This window comes from Arthrobacter horti (genome assembly GCF_030731045.1).
GTDB lineage: Bacteria > Actinomycetota > Actinomycetes > Actinomycetales > Micrococcaceae > Arthrobacter_E > Arthrobacter_E nanjingensis.
In genome coordinates this window covers 626607-648341 of sequence record NZ_JAVALS010000001.1, presented here as the reverse complement: position 1 = coordinate 648341, position 21735 = coordinate 626607, and the positions used below count along the sequence as shown (strand labels likewise).

The following is a 21735-nucleotide window of genomic DNA, read 5'->3' as shown; positions in this document are numbered from 1 at the left end:
TAAAATAAGGGGGTGATCCCGCCCCGCCACCTCCGCGACTCTCCGGCCACCGCCGGAGGGCCGCTCAGCCGCCGGTCCCTGCTGATCGGAGGGGTCTCGCTGGCAGCCGCAGGACTCGGGCTCGCCGCCTGTGCCACGGTGGAGCAGCCCGCGGCTCAGCCGCCGGTCCCGCCGACGGGTGAGGGCGCCGTCGTGCCGGCCTCGCAGCCGACCTCCCGGCCGCCCGCCAAGCCCACTGGTCCGTCGCGCCCGAGGTTCCCGTCCAAGTCGGCCATCCTGGCCGAGTTCTCCGGGCGCGTCCCGCGGGAGTGGGGCCTCGACGTCACCGGCGTGGCACTAGGAAGCAAGAGCCGCTCCGTGGCGCTCACCTTCGATGCCTGCGGCGGTCCGGGCGGTTCAGGCTTCGACCGGGCGCTGATCGGGAGCCTGCGGCGGCACCAGGTGCCGGCCACGCTCTTCATCAACAAGCGCTGGGCGGTGGCCAACCCCGGGCTGCTCCGGGAGCTCGCCGCCGATCCGCTCTTCGAGATCCAGAACCATGGATTCCACCACCTCCCGCTCTCCGCGAGCGGCCGCAACGCGTACGGCATCCCCGGCACAGCGGATCTGGCCGCGGCGTACGACGAGGTGGCGGCGAGTCAGGAACTCCTCACAGACCTCCTCGGCCACGCGCCGAAGGCGTTCCGCCCGGGAACGGCCTACTACGACGACGTCACGGCCGCGATGGTGTCCCGCTGCGGCCTGCTGCCGGCGAACTTCTCCGTGAACGCCGACGCCGGCGCCACCTTCCCGGCGGAGACGGTGGCCGCGCAGCTGGCCGGCGTGGTGGGCGGCGACGTGGTGATCTCCCACTTCAACCAGCCCGGCTCCGGCACCTCCGGAGGCTACGCCGCCGGCCTGCCGCGCATGCTCGACCGCGGCATCCGTTTCGCCCACCTCAGCCGGGTCTTCTCCCTCTGAGGCCCGCTTTGACCCGGCTCACCGCCAGGTCGTAAACTGGTACGGCGTGCGTCACGCGCACGTGAGAAATCAATCCAACACTTCAGGATGGTCCCTTTCGTTGTCCACGCCCTGAGCGTGGTGGATCTGCCTGACCGACTCACTATCCACATCGGAGCCCCTACTACATGACCATCACCTCTACCGAGAAGTCCGGTACCCCTGTCGTCGCGATCAACGACATCGGGTCCGAAGAGGATTTCCTCGCCGCCGTCGACGCCACCATCAAGTACTTCAATGATGGCGATCTCGTCGAGGGCATTGTCGTCAAGGTCGACCGCGATGAGGTCCTGCTTGACATCGGGTACAAGACCGAAGGTGTCATCCCCTCCCGCGAACTCTCCATCAAGCACGACGTCGACCCCGGTGACGTCGTCGCTGTTGGCGATGAGGTCGAAGCTCTTGTCCTGACCAAGGAGGACAAGGAAGGCCGTCTCATCCTCTCCAAGAAGCGTGCTCAGTACGAGCGTGCCTGGGGCGACATCGAGAAGATCAAGGAAGAGGACGGTGTTGTCACCGGTACCGTCATCGAGGTTGTCAAGGGTGGTCTCATCCTGGACATCGGCCTCCGTGGCTTCCTCCCGGCCTCCCTCGTGGAGATGCGCCGTGTCCGCGACCTGGCTCCGTACATCGGTCAGCAGATCGAAGCCAAGATCATCGAGCTGGACAAGAACCGCAACAACGTGGTCCTGTCCCGCCGTGCCTGGCTCGAGCAGACCCAGTCCGAGGTCCGCTCCACCTTCCTCAACAAGCTCGAGAAGGGCCAGGTCCGTACGGGCGTCGTGTCCTCCATCGTCAACTTCGGTGCCTTCGTGGACCTGGGTGGCGTGGACGGCCTCGTGCACGTCTCCGAGCTGTCCTGGAAGCACATCGACCACCCGTCCGAGGTTGTCGAGGTCGGCCAGGAGGTCACCGTCGAGGTTCTGCTCGTCGAGCTGGACCGCGAGCGTGTCTCCCTGTCGCTGAAGGCCACCCAGGAAGATCCGTGGCAGACCTTCGCCCGCACTCACGCGCTGGGCCAGGTCGTCCCCGGTAAGGTCACCAAGCTGGTTCCGTTCGGTGCGTTCGTGCGCGTCGAGGACGGCATCGAGGGCCTCGTGCACATCTCCGAGCTGGCTGTCCGCCACGTGGATCTGGCCGAGCAGGTCGTGTCCGTGGGCGACGAGCTCTTCGTCAAGGTCATCGACATCGACCTCGAGCGCCGCCGCATCTCCCTCTCCCTCAAGCAGGCGAACGAGGGCGTGGATCCCGAGGGCACCGAGTTCGACCCGGCTCTGTACGGCATGGCCGCGGAGTACGACGAGGACGGCAACTACAAGTACCCGGAGGGCTTCGACCCGGAGTCCAACGAGTGGCTCGAGGGCTTCGAGACCCAGCGCGCCGCCTGGGAGCAGCAGTACGCCGATGCTCAGGCCCGCTGGGAGGCTCACAAGAAGCAGGTCGCTCAGCACCTGGCCGACGACGCCGCCGCTGCCGCCTCCGGCTCGGCCGACGCCGCTCCGACCAGCTACTCCTCCGAGGCCCCGGTCGCCGAGTCCGGCACCCTGGCCTCCGACGAGGCTCTCGCCGCTCTGCGCGAGAAGCTGACCGGCAACTGATCACAGCGCTGATCTGAAATGCCAGGAAGGCCGCCACGGGAGACCGTGGCGGCCTTCCTGTTTAAACCATGGAGAATGGGAGCCATGATCCCTGAGAGCTGGTTCCCCGCACTGCGTCCCGACGACGGCGAGACCGTAGGCTACCTGGATCTGGTGGGGGAGGAGTTCCAGCCCTACGATCTTCTGGGGCGGCCCTGCGGTGATCCGGCCGACTACACCGACGCCGAGGACCGTCTGAGTGCCCTCGGGCTCGCCTACCTGGCCCGGCGCTGGACCTTCGCGGTGGAGGACCATCCGGAACCCATCGCCGTCGTCATCTCCGAGGTGAGCCGGGAGTCCGTGGTGGTCCGCAGCGACGATCCCGGCTATCACCGCGACTTCGGCACACCGTTCACGCTTCCTCTGCCGGTGGATCGGTCGGTGCTGTGGGAGAACCCCGAGGGTAAGGGGCCTCGCTTCACGCAGGCCGTGCCCGGTCGCTGAGCCGGACACACGGAAGGCCCGGGACGCAGCGCGTCCCGGGCCTTCCGCCGGCTGTCAGCGGGAGATCACTGGACGGCCTTCAGCGCGTCCACGATGCCGTAGCCGTAGTAGCTGTTCAGCTCCGGCGTGCCCACGCACGCCGCGCCATTGTTCAGCTGCGGCGCCGAGCACGGCGTCTTGGTGGCGTCGGCACGCAGCTTTTCCACCATCTGGGCCGGGGTCAGCTCCGGGTGCGCGGACTTCATGAGGGCGAGCACGCCGGCGACATGCGGGGACGCCATGGAGGTGCCGCTCTTCAGCCCGTACTTGTTGTTCGGGATGGTCGACAGGATCCGGTAGCCTGGGGCGGCGACGTCGATGTGGCCGAGACCGCGGTTCGAGAAGTACGCGAGCTGCCCGGTCTGCGTGATGGCGGAGACGTTCACGACGCCGGGGATCTGCGCGGGGATGTCCTTGCAGCCCTGGTTGATGGTCCGGTCCACGGGGGCCGGAGCATCGTTGGGGCTTCCTTCGTCCGTGGTGTTCATGGTGAAGTCGATGCCGGAGTTGCCGGCTGCGGCCGCACTCACCACGCCCTTGGCGCTGGAGAAGTTGACGGCACGGGCCACGGCCTCACGCACGGCGGCCTGGTCCGGCTGGTCGTCGCACCAGAACTCGAACGGGTCGATGTAGTAGCTGTTGTTGGTGACGTCCATGCCACGTTCCCCGGCCCACATGAAGCCGCAGATGGCGTACTCCGGGTAGATGAAGCCGTCGTCGTTGACCACCTTGACGGAGGCCAGGCGGACGTTCGGCGCCACGCCCACGATGCCGACGCCGTTGCGGGCCGCCGCGATCGTCCCGGCGACGTGTGTGCCGTGGTCCGAGGTGGTCGGGTACCAGCCGCCGGGGGCCTGGCTCGGGCGGCCGCCGGCCGTGCAGTTCACCGAGTTGGCCACGTCGATGTTGGCCTTGAGGTCCTGGTGATTCGGGTCGATGCCGGAGTCCAGGACACCCACCAGCACCTTGCGGCTGCCGTCGGTGATCGTATTCGCCTGATCCGAGTGGATCAGCTTCATGTCCCACTGCTCGGATTCACGGGCGTCGGTGCCGTCGGCGGGGACCGGCGTGGTGGGCTCGTCGCCGTTGACGGGCTTGTTCTTGCCCTGGTTCCATCCGGAGGATCCGGGGCCCCATGGCAGCTGGGCCCCGGTGACCTTGTCCTTGACCTCGGCGGTGCGGGTCGCACCCACGGAGGCGACGACGTTCTTACCGGTGACCTTGATGCTGTCACGGAAGGCGGCGCGGTCCGACTGGGCGATGATCACACCGATCTCCGGCCAGCTCTGCACCACGACGCCGCCGGCGTCGGTGACGGCCTTCTCGGCCTTGCGGGTCTGTCCCGGGTTCGCCTGGCCCGTGTTGACTACGTAGCTCATGACGGTGCCGTCCGGTGGAGTGACGGGCACCGGGGTGGAAGCCTCGGTCACCGCCGCGGTGGCGCTGACTCCGGAGCCGACCAGGATCATACCCAGCGATGCGACGGCGCACGCGACGGGGCGGAGGGTCCGTTGGTGGTTCAGTAACCTCATGAATGAAGGTCCTCTCAAGCGAGTGAGTGCCGGCCCCAAGCCGGCGCAGGCGAGTGCCTTCCATCGTTTGTAGTACCCATTCACAGGCATTTCAATGGTTATTGAAAGATTGTCTTCAGAAAATGCGCGAAAGGTCCACCCACTCGGTGGCCCCGACGACCACGTCGCAGGCTCCGGCGCTCAACGACTGCACCGTCTGCCGCACGCCGGCCAGAGACTCGGCGTCGTCCTGGAACGCCACCCGGATCCGCGCCTCGGAGGCACCGTACTCCGTTCCTGTCACGTGGACGCCCGCGGTCCTCAGCTCGTTCTCCAGCTTGCCGGCGGTGGCGAACCCGGACGCGATCTCACCGAGGCGCAGGCGCTGACGGGTCACCAGCGGCGCGGCGTCGACGGCCTGCGAGACGGAGTCCGAGTAGGCGCGCACCAGACCGCCGGCGCCCAGCAGGATCCCGCCGAAATAGCGCACGACGACGGCGCACACGTCGCTCAGGTCGGTGACGCCGGGTGCGGTCTCGCGGCGGCTGAGGGCCTCCAGCATGGGGATGCCCGCCGTCCCGGACGGCTCGCCGTCGTCGCTGGAGCGCTGGGTCATGCGGTCGGCGCCGAGAATGAACGCGCTGCAGTGGTGCCGGGCGTCATGGAACTCGCGGCGCAGTTCCGAGACGAGTTCACGGGCGGCTGCTTCGTCCTCGACGCGGCGGAGGACGGTGATGAAGCGGGACCGCTTGATCTCGATCTCATTCCGGAAGTCCGGTCCGGCGGTCAGGGTGGTGTACCGCGTGGCGCGGCTCTCGTCGGCAGGAGGCACCGGTCCATCCTATGCTGGGGCCATGCGGAGAATCGGACTGACGGGCGGCATCGCTTCGGGGAAGTCGCTCGTGGCGGCCAGGCTCGCGGAGCTCGGTGCGGTCCTGGTGGACGCGGACGTGCTGGCCCGGAGGGTGGTGGAACCGGGCACGTCCGGTCTCGCGGCGATCCGGGAGACCTTCGGGGATGCGGTCATCTCAGCGGACGGATCACTGGACCGGCCCGCGCTGGGAGCGCTCGTCTTCGCGGACCCGGCCGCGAGAGAGCGGCTCAACGCGATCGTCCACCCGCTGGTGAGGCAAGCCTCAGCCGAGCTCATCGAGGCGGCCCCGCAGGACGCCGTCGTGGTCGAGGACATCCCGCTGCTGGTGGAGACGGGCCAGCAGGACCGCTTCGACGCCGTGCTCGTGGTGGACGCCGCTGACGATACCCGCGTGCGCCGCATGATGGAGCACCGCGCCATGACAGAGCAGGACGCCCGCGCCAGGATCGCCGCCCAGGCCACCCGCGCCGAGCGCAACGCCGCCGCCACCGTCGTCATCCCGAACGAAGGAACGCGCGAAGAATTGCTTCAGCGAGTGGACCAGGTGTGGCAGGAGCTGACAGGGCAACCGGACGCGGACGGGTAGGACACGGCCGCGCGCGTCCAAGCGAGGGACGCGTGGGCCCGCCAGGGCACAGCGGTCCCGAGCGAGCGCGCGGAGTGTCCTACCCGTCCGCGTCTGCCAGGCTGTCAGAGCCGGGTAGTACATTTGTTCTATGAGCCTCGCCCAGGAGATCAACCGCGTCGTCGCCCCCTTTGAAGTCGTCAGCGAGTACCAGCCCGCAGGCGACCAGCCCACCGCCATCGCGGAGCTGACGGAACGCATCCGGAACGGCGAGAAGGACATCGTGCTCCTGGGTGCCACAGGCACCGGCAAGAGCGCCACGACGGCGTGGCTGATCGAACAGGTCCAGCGGCCCACGCTGGTGCTGGTGCAGAACAAGACCCTTGCGGCGCAGCTGGCCAACGAGTTCCGCGAGCTGTTGCCGAACAACGCGGTGGAGTACTTCGTCTCCTACTACGACTATTACCAGCCGGAGGCGTACGTGCCTCAGACGGACACCTTCATCGAGAAGGACTCCTCGGTCAACGAGGAGGTGGAGCGGCTCCGGCACTCGGCCACCAACGCGCTGCTGACACGGCGTGACGTGATCGTGGTTGCCACCGTGTCCTGCATCTACGGCCTCGGCACCCCGGAGGAGTACATCGCGGGGATGGTGACGCTGAAGCGGGGCATGGAGATCAACCGGGACGATCTGCTGCGCCGTTTCGTGGCCATGCAGTACTCCCGGAACGACATGGACTTCCACCGCGGCACCTTCCGGGTGCGCGGGGACACCGTGGAGATCATCCCGATGTATGAGGAACTGGCGTTGCGCATCGAGTTCTTCGGTGACGAGGTGGAGAGCATCCAGACGCTGCACCCTGTCACCGGTGAGGTCATCCGGGATGAGAACGAGATGTACGTCTTCCCGGCCTCTCACTATGTGGCCGGCCCGGAGCGGATGGGGCGGGCGATCACGGCCATCGAGGATGAGCTGGCGTCCCGGCTGAAGGTGCTGGAGTCCCAGAACAAACTGGTCGAAGCACAGCGCCTGCGGATGCGCACCACCTACGACCTCGAGATGATGCAGCAGATGGGCTTCTGCAACGGCATCGAGAACTACTCGCGCCACATCGACGGGCGCGAGGCCGGCTCGGCCCCGCACTGTCTCCTGGACTACTTCCCGGATGACTTCATGATGGTGATCGACGAATCCCACGTCACCGTGCCACAGATCGGCGCCATGTACGAGGGCGACGCCAGCCGCAAGCGGACTCTGGTGGAGCATGGCTTCCGGCTGCCGTCCGCGCTGGACAACCGGCCGCTGAAGTGGGACGAGTTCCTGGAGCGCGTCGGCCAGACGGTGTACCTCTCCGCTACCCCGGGCTCCTACGAGCTGGGCAAGTCGGACGGTGTGGTCCAGCAGATCATCCGCCCCACCGGCCTGATCGATCCGGAGATCGTGGTCAAGCCGACCAAGGGCCAGATCGACGATCTGCTGGGGGAGATCCGGGAACGCACCGAGAAGGACGAGCGCGTGCTGGTCACCACGCTCACCAAGCGCATGGCCGAGGATCTCACCGAGTACCTGATGAGCCACGGGGTGAAAGTCCAGTACCTGCATTCCGATGTGGACACGCTGCGCCGCGTGGAACTGCTGCGCGAACTGCGGCTCGGCGTGTTCGACGTCCTGGTGGGCATCAACCTCCTCCGTGAAGGCCTGGACCTTCCCGAGGTGTCCCTCGTGGCGATCCTGGACGCGGACAAGGAGGGCTTCCTGCGTTCGTCCACGTCGCTGATCCAGACCATCGGCCGTGCCGCCCGCAACGTGTCCGGCCAGGTCCACATGTACGCGGACCGGGTCACGGACTCGATGGAGCGCGCCATCGATGAGACCAACCGCCGCCGCGAGATCCAGATGGCGTACAACAAGGAGCACGGGGTGGACCCGCAGCCCCTGCGCAAGCGGATCGCGGACATCACCGATCAGCTGGCCCGGGAGGATGCGGACACCAAGGAGCTCCTGGCCACCACGGGCCGGAACCCCAAGGGTTCCAAGGCCGCCGCGGAGAAGGCGGGAGCCAAGGTCCGCCAGGACGGGCTGGCCGCGGCACCGGCCACGGAACTGGTGGGCCTGATCGAGCAGATGACCGAGCAGATGCACGCCGCGGCCGCCGAGCTCCAGTTCGAACTCGCGGCGCGGCTGCGTGACGAGGTGGCGGATCTGAAGAAGGAGCTCCGCCAGATGCAGGCGGCAGGTCACGCATGATCCCCAGCGGCATGAGATAAACTGATTGACGAGTAGGGGAGTATCCCGCGTTCTCGGTCCGTCAACACGCAAGGCAATGGCGCCTCGCCGGGCTGGGAGGGTTCCGAATCATCGGGGCCGGAGAGACTTACGGCGATTGTCCGTACCCTGCGAAAGGCACCTTCGTGCTCGATCTTCCTCTCTGGTTTGAAATCGGATCCTTCGTGGTCCTCGGTGTGGTCCTCCTGACGGACCTGTTGCTGGTCCTCAAACGCCCCCATGAGCCCTCCATGAAGGAGGCCGGCCTCTGGGTCGGGTTCTACGTGGCGCTGGCTCTCGTGTTCGCCGGGCTGATCTTCCTCTTCGCCGGTCCCGAGTTCGGCGGCCAGTTCGTCGCCGGCTGGGTCACCGAGTACAGCCTGAGCATCGACAACCTGTTCGTGTTCATCATCATCATGGCGCGCTTCTCGGTGCCCCGGAAATACCAGCAGGAAGCCCTCATGGTGGGCATCGTCATCGCCCTGGTGCTGCGCGGCATCTTCATCCTGCTGGGCGCCGTCATCATCGAGCAGTTCTCCTGGGTGTTCTACATCTTCGGCGCGTTCCTGCTGTGGACGGCGTACAAGCAGGCCGCGGACAACAGCGAGGATGAGGAGGAAGGCGGGGAGAACCGCCTGGTGGCGCGCCTGTCCAAGGTCCTGCCGATGCACTCCCGGTTCAATGGCGGAAAGGCCACCGTACGGATCGACGGCAAGCGCTACTTCACCCCGATGCTCCTGGTCTTCCTGACCCTCGGCATGACGGACCTGCTCTTCGCCCTGGACTCCATCCCGGCGATCTTCGGCCTCACCAAGAGCCCGTTCATCGTGTTCACCGCCAACATCTTCGCCCTCATGGGCCTGCGCCAGCTCTACTTCCTGCTCGGCGGCCTGATGGAACGCCTCATCTACCTCAAGCACGCGCTCTCGGTGATCCTGGGCTTCATCGGCTTCAAGCTGATCTTCCACGCCATGCATGAGAACGAGCTGCCGTTCATCAACGGCGGACGGCACATCGAGTGGGCGCCGGACATCCCCACGTCCTTCTCCCTGCTGTTCATCGTCGGCACCATCGTCCTCGCCGTCGTGGCCTCCCTGGCGGTGTCCAAGAAGCGGGACGGCCGCGAACCGGAGGCCCACCGGATCAGCCAGACGGCGGACCGGGTGGCGCACCAGGAGGAGAGCGACGCGGCGTCGTAGGCCCTACTCGCCCCGCGCCATGGCGAGCAGCCGGCGGAAGATCGCCTCGCCGTCGTCCGCGATGCCGTCATGGTGGAAGTCCGGGGTGACCCAGGTCTGCAGACGGCGCACGGCGGCGGCGGTCTCCAGGGACAGATCATGGTCCACGAACACGTCGTCCGCATACACGGCGGCGGCCACGGGGACGGTGTTGGTGGCCAGGACGTCCAGGTCGAACACCCGCGGCCAGTCCTCCTTGGCGGCCAGGAGTTCGGCCACCTCGGTCAGCGGCGTGAGCGTTGGGTCCTGGGCGAAGAGCCACGGGTGGATCATCTCGCCGGTCAGGAGCAGATCCTCCGCATCGGGGGAGAACTGCGGGAACTCCTGCTGGACGCGCGCCGCCGACCACCGGGTCGCCTCCTGCTGCGCGTAGATGGACTCATGTACGACGGCGTAGAGCGGGTTGGGTGCGAAGTCGACGTACGCGGGGAGCTGGGCCAGGAACCAGTCGGACAGCCGCTCACCGTCAGGGGTGGTGATCAAGGCCTTCTCCAGGAGGTGGTGGAGGGAGTCGACCCGGGTGTTCCCGCCGAGGTACATGCCGAGCATCTGGAACCGCTCCACGGTCAGCCGTTCCCCGCGGGGCAGGTGCTCGGGCACGGCACGGAGGTGCGCCGCGATGCGGTTCACCAGCGCACGGTCCTCCGGGTACCAGGAGAAGTACTCGCGGTTCCGCGCTTCCATCCGGGCGAAGGTGGCGCGGTACACCCGGTCCGGGGAGCCCTGCAGGGGCGCCAGACCGCCCGTGATCAGGACCTCGCGGAGCGCCTGAGGCGCCCGGGACAGATAGGCCAGGGAGCACCAGCCACCGAAGCTCTGGCCGAAGACGCTCCACTGTGCGACGCCGAGCGACTCACGGATCGCCTCGGCATCCGCCACGATGGAGTCGTGCCGGAAGTGGCTGAGATATTCGGCCTGGGCGGCCGCGTCGCCGCGAGCGGCAAGGGACTTCGCCTCCACCGGGCTGGAGAGGCCGGTACCGCGCTGGTCCAGCATGAGGACGCGGAAGTGATCCGTGGCGGCCTTGGCCCAGCCGCTCAGGCCGGCCCAGCGGTTCCCGGGAAAGCCCGGCCCGCCCTGGAAGAACAGGAGCCAGGGGAGCCCGTCCCGCTGCTCCTGGGTGAGCCCGCCGCGGGTGTACTCCCGGGCGAACACCTCGAGGGTCTCGCCGTCCGGTTCGGCAGGCCGCAGCGGCACGGTGAAACGGTGGTCCGCCGTGCGGAGCCCGCGGAACTCGTGGACCGCGCCGGGCCGGTGGACTGCCATCGTCCGCTGCGGGACCGTCATGCCGTGACCACTCCGGCGGCGTGCGCCGTCGTCGCGAAGACCTCGCCCGCTGAGCGCAGGGCGTCGCCGGTGAGCCGGAAGGTGGACCACTCGCTCATGGGGAACGCGCCCAGGGACTCGTAGAAGTCGATGGAGGGCTGGTTCCAGTTCAGGACGCTCCACTCCATGCGGGCGTAGCCGCGCTCCACGGCCAGACCGGCCAGGTAGGTGAGCAACGCCTTGCCGTGGCCCTCGCCGCGGGCTTCCGGCTTGACGTAGAGGTCCTCGAGATAGACACCATGGACGCCCTCCCAGGTGGAGTAGTTCAGGAACCACAGTGCGAAGCCGCGGGTCCGGCCGAGGTCGTCTTCCGCGATCGCCGCGTAGATGGCCGGGCTGCCGTCGAACAGATGGCGCTCAAGCTCCGCCGGGGTGTTCCGGACGGCGTCCGGCTCCTTCTCGTAGACCGCCAGGTCGACGATCATCTGGTGGATTTCGGGCACATCGGCACGGCTTGCTTCACGAATACGGCTCATGAAATCCAGCTTAGTGCCAGAGATCACCTAGAGCCGATTGACGTCCTTGAGCGTGAGCACCGCGCTGCCGGCCTCGTCCGAGGCGACCAGGTCCACGGTGGCGGAGATGCCCCAGTCGTGGTTGCCGGCCGGGTCGGCGAAGGTCTGGCGGACCTCCCAGTGGCGGGGGTGCTCGGTGATCATGAGCAGTTGCGGGCCGCGGGCGTCCGCACCCGTGGAGATGTCGTCGTGCTCGTCGAAATAGTCGTCCAGTGCGTCCTCCCAGCGCTCGGCATTCCAGCCGGCGTCCCCGTCGAGCTCGCCGAGAGCCTTGGAGTCCTCGTCCGCGAAGAGCTCCACGCGGCGGAACATCTCGTTGCGGACCATGACGCGGAAGGCCCGGAGGTTGTCCGTCAGCTTCGGCGGGGCGGGCGGGATGATCGGGTCCTCGGCGTGGTCGTGGGGATGGGTGAGTTCCTCCCACTCGTCCAGCAGGCTCGAGTCGACCTGCCGCACCAGCTCGCCCAGCCAGGCGATGAGGTCCTCGAGGTCTTCGCGGAGGGCGTCCGCGGGGACCGTCTGGCGGAGTGCCTTGATGGCGTCACTGAGGTAGCGCAGCACATTGCCTTCACTGCGGGCCAGGCCGTAGAACTGGACGAACTCGCCGAAGCTCATGGCACGTTCGTACATGTCGCGGACCACGGACTTGGGGGAGAGCTCGAAGTCGCCCACCCACGGCGCCGCCCGGCGATAGGTGTCGAAGGACTCGAGGAGGAGCTCGCCGAGGGGCTGGGCGTAGGTGACCTCGTCCAGTGCCTTCATGCGCTGTTCGTACTCCATCCCTTCCGCCTTCATGGCCGTCACGGCGTCCGTGCGGGCCTTCTTGAGCTGGGCGGAGAGGATCTGACGCGGCTTGTCCAGGGTGGATTCGATGACGGAGACCACGTCGAGGGCATACGACGGCGACTCCGGGTCCAGCAGCTCGAGCGCGGCGAGCGCGAACGGCGAGAGGGGCTGGTTCAAGGCGAAGTTGTCCTGCAGGTGGACGGTGAGACGGACCGAACGGCCGTCGGTGCCGCGTTCGGCCTCCGGGATGCGTTCGACGACGCCGGCCGCCAGTAGCTCACGGTAGATGCCGAGCGCCTTGCGCATCAGCTCCAGCTGCCGCGAACGGGGCTCGTGATTGGACTCCAGGAGGTGGCGCGCGACGGCGAACGGGTCACCCGGGCGCTCCAGGAGATTCAGGAGCATCGCATGGGTGACGGTGAAGCTGGAGGAGAGCGGCTCCGGAACCGACTCGACCAGGCGGTTGAATGTCGGCTCGCCCCAGGAGACGAAGCCCTCCGGCGGCTTCTTCCGCACCACCTGGCGCAGTTTCTTCTGGTCATCGCCGAACTTGGCCACCGCCTTCGCCATGGACTTGGCGTTCTCGATCACGTGCTCCGGCGCCTGCACCACCACCGTCCCCGCCGTGTCGAACCCGGCGCGGCCGGCGCGCCCGGCGATCTGATGGAACTCCCGCGCGTTCAGCAGGCGCGTCCGCACGCCGTCGTACTTGCTCAGCGCGGTGAGCACCACGGTGCGGATGGGCACGTTGATGCCTACGCCCAGCGTGTCCGTTCCGCAGATGACCTTGAGCAGGCCGGCCTGGGCGAGTTGTTCCACCAGACGGCGGTACTTGGGCAGCATGCCGGCGTGGTGCACGCCGATGCCGTGCCGCACCAAGCGGTTCAGGGTCTTGCCGAAGCCCGCCGAGAAGCGGAAACCGGCGATCAACTCAGCGATCCGGTCCTTCTCTTCACGCGTGCACATGTTGACGCTCATGAGCGATTGCGCCCTCTCGATGGCCTCGAGCTGGCTGAAGTGCACCACATAGACGGGCACCTGGCGGGTCTCGAGAAGCTCCTCCAGGGTTTCGGCCATGGGCTTCATACCGAAGTAGAAGTGGAGCGGGATGGGGCGTTCCGCAGAGCTGACCGTGACCGAGTCCCGGCCGGTGAGCTCGCTGAGTCCCTTCTCGAAGCGCGTCACGTCGCCCAGGGTGGCGGACATGAGCAGGAACTGCGCCTGAGGGAGTTCGAGCAGGGGGACCTGCCAGGCCCAGCCACGCTGTGGGTCGGAGTAGAAGTGGAACTCGTCCATGATGACGGTCCCGAGCTCCGCCCCGGCACCTTCACGGAGCGCGACATTGGCCAGGATCTCCGCGGTGCAGCAGACGATCGGTGCGTCGCCGTTGACCGAGGAGTCCCCGGTCACCATGCCGACATTCTCGGCACCGAAGATCTCGCAGAGGGCGAAGAACTTCTCTGACACGAGGGCCTTGATGGGGGCCGTGTAGTAGCTGCGCTCCCCGCGGGCCATGGCGTGGAAGTGGGCGGCGATCGCCACCATGGACTTCCCGGAACCTGTGGGCGTGGCCAGGATGACGTTGGACCCGGCGACGAGTTCCAGCGCGGCTTCGTCCTGGGCGGGGTAGAGGCTGAGCCCACGGGACTCCGTCCACTCCACGAACGCGGTGTACACGGCGTCCTCGTCCAGAGGGCGCGCGGAAGGGAGCAGTTCGAGGAGTTTCACTGGACAAGCCTATAGCTCTGTCGCGGTTGGCCGTGGGGTAGTCTCGCACTGAGCAGCAAGGGAGCGAACGATGACACAGCGCATGGAGTGGGACCCGGTCAAGTACGTCCAGTTCGGCGACTACCGGGACCGTCCGTTCTTCGACCTCACGCAGCGGATCCACGCGGACTCTCCACGGCTCGTGGTGGACCTCGGCTGTGGTCCCGGCAATCTGACGGCCACCCTGGCCGAGCGGTGGCCCGGCGCCGAGGTGGTGGGCATCGACTCCTCCGCCGCGATGCTCGAACAGGCGGCCGTCCACACCGAACGGTTCCCCAACCTCCACTTCGAACTGGGGGACATCGCCGCCTGGACACCCGGGCGGGCCGACGTCGTCGTGTCCAACGCCGCCCTGCAGTGGGTTCCCGGCCACGAGTTCCTGCTTCCCGGCTGGCTGAACGCGATGCCGGAGGGTTCATGGCTGGCATTCCAGGTACCGGGAAACTTCGGCGCGCCGTCGCATGTGCTTATGCGTGAGCTCGCCGAGACGCCGCAGTGGTCGGGAAAGCTCGACGGCGTGCTGCGCCGCCGCGACGCGGTCGGGGAACCGGCCGATTACCTCCGGATCGCCCTCGACGCCGGATGGCGCGCGGACGCCTGGGAGACCAGTTACCAGCAGCTCCTGCCGGGCCAGGACCCGGTGCTCGAATGGGTGCGCGGGACCGGGCTGCGTCCGGTCCTGGGCGCGCTCGACGCGGCCGATGCACTGCTCTTCGAGAAGGAGTACGCGGCGCGCCTGCGCGACGCCTACCCGTCGACCGCACACGGAACGGTGTTCCCGTTCCGGCGGATCTTCACCGTGGCGCACAAGCCCGCCGGAACGGGCGCGGGGGAGTGAACGTGGCAGCCTTCCCCGGGTCCTGGCGTCCCAGCGCGGAGAGCTCCGTGCCGCTCTTCGAGCAGCTCAGGCTCCGCATTCTGGAACTCGCGGACAAGGGAACCCTTCCGGCGGGCCGGCGCCTGCCGGCTGTCCGGGCTCTCGCCACCGAGCTCGACGTCGCGCCGCACACCGTGGCCCGCGCTTACAAGGAGCTTGAGGCGGCGGCAGTGGTGGAGACCCGGGGGCGCGGCGGCACCGTCGTGCTCCCGAGGGACGGGCGCGAACAGGGTCTCCAGGCCGCGGCCGCGGCCTTCGCCGCCGCCGCTCTGGCCGGTGGGATGAGCCTGAAGGAGGCGGTCCGCCTCCTCTCCGCGGCCTATGAGAGCGGCTCGAACTCCTGAACCGCCCCGGGACGTGGAAATTCGAACAGGTTTTCGATTAGCATTGCTTCGTGCCTCATGCCAGTCGTGAAGACCTCCTGACCCCGTCCGAGCTCGATCAGGGCCTCGCGCCCGTCCGCCTTCACGGTGGAGGATCGCAGGCCCACCACCCGTCCAGCCGCCTGGTAGTGAAGGGCGCCCGCGAGCACAATCTGCGCAACGTGGACCTGGACCTGCCCCGGGACGCCATGATCGTCTTCACAGGCCTCTCCGGCTCCGGCAAGTCGTCGCTGGCGTTCGACACGATCTTCGCGGAAGGCCAGCGCCGCTACGTCGAGTCCCTCTCCGCCTACGCCCGTCAGTTCCTGGGACAGGTGGACAAGCCGGATGTGGACTTCATCGAGGGCCTGTCCCCGGCCGTCTCGATCGACCAGAAGTCCACCAGCAAGAACCCGCGGTCCACGGTGGGCACCATCACCGAGATCTACGACTACATGCGTCTGCTCTGGGCGCGTGTGGGCCGGCCGCACTGCCCGGTCTGCGGTGAAGAGGTCACCCGGCAGACGCCGCAGCAGATCGTGGACCAGCTCCTCGAACTCTCCGAGGGGACCCGCTTCCAGGTGCTGGCCCCCGTGGTGCGCGGCCGCAAGGGCGAATTCGTGGACCTCTTCAAGGAACTCAGCGCCAAGGGCTTCGCCCGGGCCCGGGTGGACGGCGAGCTCATCCAGCTCACCGACCCGCCCAAGCTAGGCAAGCAGTACAAGCACACCATCGAGGTGGTGGTGGACCGGCTGGTGGCCAAGGACGGCATCCGGCAGCGCCTCACCGATTCGGTGGAGACCGCCCTGGGACTCGCCGAGGGCCGGGTCCTGGCCGACTTCGTGGACCTCGATGCGGACGATCCCGGGCGGACCCGTGCGTTCTCCGAGAACCTGGCCTGCCCCAATGAGCACCCGCTGGCCATCGACGAGATCGAGCCGCGCTCCTTTTCGTTCAACAACCCCTTCGGCGCCTGTCCCGAGTGCACCGGCATCGGCACCAAGCTCGAGGTGGATGAGGAGCTGGTGGTTCCCAACTCCGAGCTGAGCCTGAACGACGGCGCCATTGCACCGTGGTCCCTGGGCGCGGCCACGCAGGAGTACTGGAACCACCTCCTCTCCGGCCTGGCCGATGAACTCGGATTCTCCATGGACACGCCCTGGGAGAAGCTCGGCAAGGACGTCCGTAACACCGTCCTGCATGGCAAGGACCACAAGGTGGTGGTCCAGTACCGGAACCGCTTCGGCCGTGAACGCAAGTACAGCACCGGTTTCGAAGGCGTGGTCCAGTACGTCCACCGCAAGCACGGGGAGACCGAGTCCGACTTCGCCCGGGACCGCTACGAGGAGTACATGCGGCAGATCCCGTGCCCCGCCTGCAACGGTGCGCGGCTGAACCCGGCCTCGCTGTCCGTCCTGATCAACGGCAAGTCCATCGCCGCGGTCTGCGCCCTGCCGATGCGGGAGTGTGTGGAGTTCCTCAGCGGCCTGGAACTCACGCCGCGTGAGGCACAGATCGCGGCGCAGGTCCTCAAGGAGATCCACGCCCGCCTGACGTTCCTTCTGGACGTGGGTCTGGACTACCTCAACCTCGAGCGCCCCTCCGGCACCCTGTCCGGCGGAGAGGCACAGCGCATCCGCCTGGCCACGCAGATCGGTTCCGGTCTGGTCGGTGTGCTCTACGTGCTGGACGAGCCGTCCATCGGCCTGCACCAGCGGGACAACCGCCGGCTCATCGAGACACTCACCAGGCTGCGTGGCCTCGGGAACACCCTGATCGTGGTGGAGCACGACGAGGACACCATCCGTGAGGCCGACTGGATCGTGGACATCGGTCCGGGGGCCGGTGAGCATGGCGGCCAGGTGGTCCACTCCGGCACTTACGCGGAGCTGCTGGACAATACGTCCTCCCTGACCGGCGACTATCTCGCCGGCCGCAAGGGCATCGAGGTGCCCGCCAAGCGCCGTTCCTATGACAAGAAGCGTGAGCTCGTCGTCGTCGGCGCCCGGGAGAACAACCTCAACAACGTCACGGCGCGCTTCCCGCTCGGCCTCCTGACCGCCGTCACCGGCGTCAGCGGTTCCGGGAAGTCCACGCTCGTCAACGAGATCCTCTACAAGGTCCTGGCAAACAAGCTCAACGGCGCCCGTCAGGTGGCGGGCCGTCACAAGACTGTGGACGGGCTGGAACACCTGGACAAGGTGGTCCATGTGGATCAGAGCCCCATCGGACGCACCCCTCGGTCCAATCCGGCCACCTACACGGGCGTCTTCGACAACATCCGGAAGCTCTTCGCGGAGACCAATGAGGCGAAGGTCCGCGGCTATCTGCCCGGGCGCTTCTCCTTCAACGTCAAGGGCGGCCGGTGCGAGTCCTGCTCCGGTGACGGCACCCTGAAGATCGAGATGAACTTCCTGCCGGACGTGTACGTCCCGTGCGAGGTGTGCCACGGTGCCCGGTACAACCGGGAGACCCTGGAGGTCCACTACAAGGGCAAGACGATCGCGGACGTGCTCAACATGCCGATCGAGGAGGCTGCGGGGTTCTTCGCGGCCTTCACCCCGATCGCCCGGCACCTCAACACCCTGGTGGACGTCGGTCTCGGCTACGTCCGCCTGGGCCAGCCGGCCACCACCCTCTCCGGCGGTGAGGCACAGCGCGTGAAGCTCGCGGCGGAGCTCCAGAAGCGGTCCAACGGGCGCAGCATCTACGTGCTGGACGAGCCCACCACGGGCCTGCACTTCGAAGACATCCGCAAGCTTCTGCTGGTTCTGCAGGGACTGGTGGAGAAGGGCAACACGGTCATCACCATCGAGCACAACCTCGACGTGATCAAGAGCGCCGACTGGATCGTGGATCTGGGACCCAACGGCGGTTCGGGAGGCGGGCGCATCATCGCGACCGGCACCCCGGAGGATGTGGCTGCCACTGAGGGGTCCTTCACCGGCGAGTTCCTGGCGGAGATCCTGCAGGCTCCGGCCTCGAAGTAGTCCTGTGGAGGCATGTGTCCACTCGAGGTATGCGCCTGGCGGCATGCCTGTTTCTCCTCGTCACGCCGCACGTGAGAAACTACCTCGGTGACTCTCACTCGACCCGCCGTGATCTTCGATCTGGACGGAACCCTCGTGGATCCTGCCGGAGGAATCACCGGAGGCATCTCGCTGGCCCTGGAGGAGACCGGCCTCCCCGTTCCCGGGGACGCCGCATTGCACGCCATGGTGGGGCCTCGCCTCAGCCAGGCGCTGCAGGAGCTTGCCGGGGTCCCCGCGCACCGCGTGGAGGAGGTCATCGCCGCCTACCGGAAGCACTACCGGGCCACCGGCATGGCGGCCAGCGTGGTCTACCCCGGGATCCGTGACCTCCTGACCGGGCTGCGTGAGCGTGGCTTCGCCCTCGCCGTCGCCACCCAGAAACCGGGCGGCATCGCCCGGGAGCTGCTCGGCCTGCACGGGCTCGCTGAGTCGTTCGACACCATCCAGGGGTCTCCTGATGACGAGAGCTCGGATCAGCCTGCCGGAGCTCCCGTCGGGAAACGCGAGATCATCGCCAACGCGCTGGCCGAACTCGGGCTCGGCAACGGACGTGCGGACGTCACGATGGTGGGTGACCGCTACCAGGACGTGGAAGGTGCCACCGCCAACGGACTGCCCTGCGTGGGCGTGGCGTGGGGCTTCGCAGCCGACGGCGAGCTGGAGACCGCCGGCGCGGTCGCCGTCGTCGGATCGGTTCGGGAGCTTCTGGACCAGCTGAGCCGGACCACCGGGCGAACGGACACGGACGTGAAGGAGACCGAACATGGCATTGTTTGACGCAGTGCGCTTCACGACGCGCACCCTGATCAAGGGCACCTGCCGTCCCACCGTCACCGGACTGGAGAACGTCCCCGCGGACGGGCCGTTCATCGTGGCTCCGAACCACCTGTCCTTCTTCGACAGCGTCATCGTCCAGGCGCTCATGCCGCGCCCCGTGGCCTTCTTCGCCAAGGCCGAATACTTCACGGGAACGGGCGTCAAGGGCAAGGCCATGAAAGCCTTCTTCGAGTCCGTCGGCTCGATCCCGGTGGAGCGCGGCGAGCAGGCAGCCAGCGTCCAGGCGCTCAAGACACTGCTAGGCATCCTGGACGAGGGCAACGGCGTGGGCATCTATCCGGAAGGCACGCGGTCCCGCGACGGGCTGCTGTACCGCGGCCGGACCGGCGTCGGCTGGCTCGCCCTGACCACTGGCGCACCGGTGGTCCCGGTGGGTCTGATCGGCACGGACAAGCTGCAGCCGGCGGACACCAATGCGCTCAAGCCGCAGCACTTCACCATGGTGGTGGGGGAGCCTCTCTACTTCGAGAAGACGGGCCCGGACCATTCCCTCCCGGCACGGCGCCAGGCGACGGACCGGATCATGGACGCCATCGCGGCGCTGAGCGGCCAGGAACGCGCCACAGGGTACAACCAGAGCCGCACGGCGGAGTGACCGACAGGAGCGAGAAGAGCCATGGCTGATCCGGCGAGCTATCGGCCCAGGACCGGGGAGATCCCCACGGAGCCCGGCGTCTACCGGTTCCGGGATCAGCACGGCCGTGTCATCTACGTCGGCAAGGCCAAGAGCCTGCGCTCCCGCCTCAACTCCTACTTCGCCAATCCGGCGGGGCTGACGCCCAAGACCCATGCCATGGTGCACGCGGCGTCGAGCGTCGAGTGGACGGTGGTCGGAAGCGAACTCGAGTCGCTGCAGCTCGAGTACACCTGGATCAAGGAGTACAAACCGCGCTACAACGTGGTGTTCCGGGACGACAAGAGCTATCCATACCTGGCTGTCACCCTGGGAGAGAAGATCCCCCGGGTCCAGGTCATGCGCGGCGAACGCCGGAAGGGCACGAAGTACTTCGGGCCCTACACTGCAGGTGCCATCCGCGAGACCATGGACACCCTCCTGCGGGTCTTCCCGGTGCGCAGCTGCAGCGCCGGCGTCTTCCGCCGTGCGGAGGCCAGCGGCCGTCCCTGCCTCCTCGGCTACATCGACAAGTGTTCGGCCCCCTGCGTCGGGCGGATCAGCGAAGAGGACCACCGGGCTCTCGCCGAGGACTTCTGCGCCTTCATGGGCGGGGAGGCGAAACGCTTCCTGAACCGGCTCGAGCGGGAGATGAAGGCCGCCGTCGCCGAGCTGAACTATGAACAGGCCGCCCGGCTCCGGGACGACATCGCCGCGATGCGCAAGGTTTTCGAGCGCAATGCCGTGGTTCTGGCGGACTCCACCGACGCGGACCTCTTCGCCATCCACGAGGACGAGCTGGAGGCCTCCGTCCAGGTGTTCCACGTGCGTGGCGGCCGGATCCGCTCCCAGCAGGGCTGGGTGGTGGAGAAGGTGGAGGACACCACCGCCGCCGACCTCGTGGAGCATCTGCTCCAGCAGGCCTACGGCGAGGAGGCCGGCAACACCGACCGCATCCCGCGCGAGGTCCTGGTGCCGGTGCTCCCGCCGGACGCGGGGCAGCTGGCCGAATGGCTCAGCGGCCTGCGCGGCGCCCGTGTGGACGTCCGCGTGCCGCAGCGCGGCGACAAGGCCCAGCTCATGGAGACCGTGCGTGCCAACGCTGAGCAGGCGCTCAAGCTCCACAAGACCCGCCGCGCCGGGGACATCACCACCCGGTCCCTCGCCATCCAGGAGCTCCAGGAGGCCCTGGAACTGGACGAGCCACCCCTGCGCATCGAGTGTTTCGACATCTCACATGTCCAGGGCACCAATGTGGTCGGTTCCATGGTGGTGGTGGAGGATGGGCTCCCGCGCAAGAGCGAGTACCGGAAGTTCACCATCACAGGCGCCGCCGCGCACGACGACACCGCCGCCATGGACGATGTCCTCACACGGCGCTTCAAGGCCTATCTGCGTGACCGTGTGCACGTGCCGGCGGAGCTGGGACAGGCCGTCGACGGCGGGAACGAGGACGCGCCGCCCGTCACCGACGCGCGGGAGGAGGCCGTCCTCGGCGCCCCCGCGCAGCCAGGCAAGTTCGCCTACCCGCCCAATCTCGTCGTCGTCGACGGCGGAAAGCCCCAGGTCGCCGCCGCCCAGCGCGCCCTCGACGCCTTGGGCATCCAGGAGGTGCGCGTCGTCGGCCTGGCGAAGCGGCTGGAGGAGGTGTGGCTGCCGGACAGCGACTTCCCCGTCATCCTCCCCAGGGCCTCGCAAAGTCTCTACCTGCTGCAGCGCATCCGTGATGAGGCGCACCGCTTCGCCATCACGTTCCACCGCCAGCGCCGGGGCAAGGCCATGACCGTGTCCGCCCTGGACGGCGTCCCCGGCCTGGGGGAGAGCAAGCGCAAGGCGCTCCTGACGCATTTCGGCTCCCTCAAGAAGATCAAGGCGGCCACCGTGGAGGAACTGACGGACGTCAAGGGCGTCGGGGTCGTGCTCGCGGCCGCTGTCCACGAACGGCTGCACGGCGAGGAGTCCCAGGACGTGGCACCCGCTGTGAACTACACCACGGGCGAGATCCTGGAGCCGTAATCCCACGTGGAGCGCGTGGCCGAAAGTTCGC

17 protein-coding genes are annotated in these 21735 nt (G+C 67.6%); 12 read left to right on the top strand and 5 right to left on the bottom strand.

What is annotated here, in order from left to right; genetic code table 11:
* The first annotated feature begins 12 nt into the window (after positions 1–12).
* The 3 genes from Q9R02_RS03045 to Q9R02_RS03035 all read left to right on the top strand — a co-directional run bounded on the left by Q9R02_RS03045 (position 13) and on the right by Q9R02_RS03035 (position 3080).
* Positions 13–960: a polysaccharide deacetylase family protein gene (locus Q9R02_RS03045; RefSeq protein WP_305995149.1), complete on the top strand. Its 948-nt coding sequence runs from the start codon at positions 13–15 to the stop codon at positions 958–960.
* Positions 961–1127: 167 nt separating this feature from the next.
* Positions 1128–2597: a 30S ribosomal protein S1 gene (gene rpsA / locus Q9R02_RS03040; protein ID WP_305995148.1), complete on the top strand. Its 1470-nt coding sequence runs from the start codon at positions 1128–1130 to the stop codon at positions 2595–2597.
* A gap of 84 nt (positions 2598–2681) precedes the next feature.
* Positions 2682–3080, top strand: a complete 399-nt coding sequence (locus Q9R02_RS03035) for a hypothetical protein (protein ID WP_305995147.1) — start codon at positions 2682–2684, stop codon at positions 3078–3080.
* A 65-nt stretch (positions 3081–3145) separates the two neighbouring features.
* On the opposite strand, the gene Q9R02_RS03030 is transcribed toward Q9R02_RS03035, so the two are convergent.
* Both Q9R02_RS03030 and Q9R02_RS03025 read right to left on the bottom strand, forming a co-directional pair.
* Positions 3146–4651 carry a S8 family peptidase gene (locus Q9R02_RS03030; RefSeq protein WP_305995146.1) on the bottom strand — a complete coding sequence of 502 codons (1506 nt, stop codon included), beginning with the start codon at positions 4649–4651 and terminating at the stop codon, positions 3146–3148.
* A 115-nt stretch (positions 4652–4766) separates the two neighbouring features.
* Positions 4767–5462, bottom strand: coding sequence for an IMPACT family protein (locus Q9R02_RS03025; protein ID WP_305995145.1), 696 nt, complete (start codon positions 5460–5462; stop codon positions 4767–4769).
* Positions 5463–5484: 22 nt separating this feature from the next.
* Between Q9R02_RS03025 and coaE the strand changes: the two genes are divergently transcribed.
* The 3 genes from coaE (at position 5485) to Q9R02_RS03010 (ending at position 9534) form a co-directional block, all read left to right on the top strand.
* Positions 5485–6090 carry a dephospho-CoA kinase gene (gene coaE, locus Q9R02_RS03020; protein ID WP_342006873.1) on the top strand — a complete coding sequence of 202 codons (606 nt, stop codon included), beginning with the start codon at positions 5485–5487 and terminating at the stop codon, positions 6088–6090.
* 130 nt (positions 6091–6220) lie between these two features.
* A complete protein-coding gene (gene uvrB / locus Q9R02_RS03015; protein WP_305995144.1) occupies positions 6221–8317 on the top strand; it encodes an excinuclease ABC subunit UvrB in 2097 nt (698 codons plus the stop codon).
* 164 nt (positions 8318–8481) lie between these two features.
* Positions 8482–9534 (top strand): TerC family protein, encoded by a 1053-nt coding sequence (locus Q9R02_RS03010; protein ID WP_305995143.1) that lies wholly within the window; start codon positions 8482–8484, stop codon positions 9532–9534.
* A 3-nt stretch (positions 9535–9537) separates the two neighbouring features.
* On the opposite strand, the gene Q9R02_RS03005 is transcribed toward Q9R02_RS03010, so the two are convergent.
* The 3 genes from Q9R02_RS03005 to Q9R02_RS02995 are packed head-to-tail and all read right to left on the bottom strand — an operon-like array spanning position 9538 to position 13928.
* Entirely contained in the window at positions 9538–10860 is a 1323-nt protein-coding gene (locus tag Q9R02_RS03005; RefSeq protein ID WP_305995142.1) for an alpha/beta fold hydrolase, read from the bottom strand.
* On the bottom strand, positions 10857–11375 hold the full coding sequence (locus tag Q9R02_RS03000; RefSeq protein WP_305995141.1) for a GNAT family N-acetyltransferase: 519 nt from the start codon (positions 11373–11375) through the stop codon (positions 10857–10859). Before Q9R02_RS03000 ends, Q9R02_RS03005 begins: the two co-directional genes overlap by 4 nt.
* 27 nt (positions 11376–11402) lie before the next feature.
* Positions 11403–13928, bottom strand: a complete 2526-nt coding sequence (locus tag Q9R02_RS02995; RefSeq protein WP_305995140.1) for a DEAD/DEAH box helicase — start codon at positions 13926–13928, stop codon at positions 11403–11405.
* 82 nt (positions 13929–14010) lie between these two features.
* Between Q9R02_RS02995 and Q9R02_RS02990 the strand changes: the two genes are divergently transcribed.
* From Q9R02_RS02990 to uvrC, 6 genes are all read left to right on the top strand, one after another.
* Positions 14011–14805 carry a trans-aconitate 2-methyltransferase gene (locus Q9R02_RS02990; RefSeq protein ID WP_305995326.1) on the top strand — a complete coding sequence of 265 codons (795 nt, stop codon included), beginning with the start codon at positions 14011–14013 and terminating at the stop codon, positions 14803–14805.
* A gap of 2 nt (positions 14806–14807) precedes the next feature.
* A complete protein-coding gene (locus Q9R02_RS02985) occupies positions 14808–15188 on the top strand; it encodes a GntR family transcriptional regulator (protein WP_425279201.1) in 381 nt (126 codons plus the stop codon).
* A 167-nt stretch (positions 15189–15355) separates the two neighbouring features.
* Positions 15356–18196 carry an excinuclease ABC subunit UvrA gene (uvrA, locus tag Q9R02_RS02980; RefSeq protein ID WP_305995325.1) on the top strand — a complete coding sequence of 947 codons (2841 nt, stop codon included), beginning with the start codon at positions 15356–15358 and terminating at the stop codon, positions 18194–18196.
* A gap of 87 nt (positions 18197–18283) precedes the next feature.
* Complete coding sequence (locus tag Q9R02_RS02975; protein WP_305995138.1) at positions 18284–19015, top strand: HAD hydrolase-like protein; 732 nt, start codon at positions 18284–18286, stop codon at positions 19013–19015.
* Positions 19002–19670 carry a lysophospholipid acyltransferase family protein gene (locus Q9R02_RS02970; protein ID WP_305995137.1) on the top strand — a complete coding sequence of 223 codons (669 nt, stop codon included), beginning with the start codon at positions 19002–19004 and terminating at the stop codon, positions 19668–19670. The genes Q9R02_RS02975 and Q9R02_RS02970 overlap by 14 nt, the downstream gene beginning before the upstream one ends.
* A gap of 21 nt (positions 19671–19691) precedes the next feature.
* On the top strand, positions 19692–21704 hold the full coding sequence (gene uvrC / locus Q9R02_RS02965) for an excinuclease ABC subunit UvrC (RefSeq protein WP_305995136.1): 2013 nt from the start codon (positions 19692–19694) through the stop codon (positions 21702–21704).
* Positions 21705–21735 lie beyond the last annotated feature (31 nt).

Bases quoted from the DNA above. Each gene is read 5' to 3' on its own strand.
- Q9R02_RS03000 (WP_305995141.1), bottom strand. From the start codon at position 11,375: ATGAGCCGTATTCGTGAAGCAAGCCGTGCCGATGTGCCCGAAATCCAC.
- coaE (WP_342006873.1), top strand. From the start codon at position 5,485: ATGCGGAGAATCGGACTGACGGGCGGCATCGCTTCGGGGAAGTCGCTC.
- Q9R02_RS02990 (WP_305995326.1), top strand. From the start codon at position 14,011: ATGGAGTGGGACCCGGTCAAGTACGTCCAGTTCGGCGACTACCGGGAC.
- uvrC (WP_305995136.1), top strand. From the start codon at position 19,692: ATGGCTGATCCGGCGAGCTATCGGCCCAGGACCGGGGAGATCCCCACG.
- uvrB (WP_305995144.1), top strand. From the start codon at position 6,221: ATGAGCCTCGCCCAGGAGATCAACCGCGTCGTCGCCCCCTTTGAAGTC.
- rpsA (WP_305995148.1), top strand. From the start codon at position 1,128: ATGACCATCACCTCTACCGAGAAGTCCGGTACCCCTGTCGTCGCGATC.
- Q9R02_RS02970 (WP_305995137.1), top strand. From the start codon at position 19,002: ATGGCATTGTTTGACGCAGTGCGCTTCACGACGCGCACCCTGATCAAG.
- Q9R02_RS03030 (WP_305995146.1), bottom strand. From the start codon at position 4,651: ATGAGGTTACTGAACCACCAACGGACCCTCCGCCCCGTCGCGTGCGCC.
- Q9R02_RS03035 (WP_305995147.1), top strand. From the start codon at position 2,682: ATGATCCCTGAGAGCTGGTTCCCCGCACTGCGTCCCGACGACGGCGAG.
- Q9R02_RS03005 (WP_305995142.1), bottom strand. From the start codon at position 10,860: ATGACGGTCCCGCAGCGGACGATGGCAGTCCACCGGCCCGGCGCGGTC.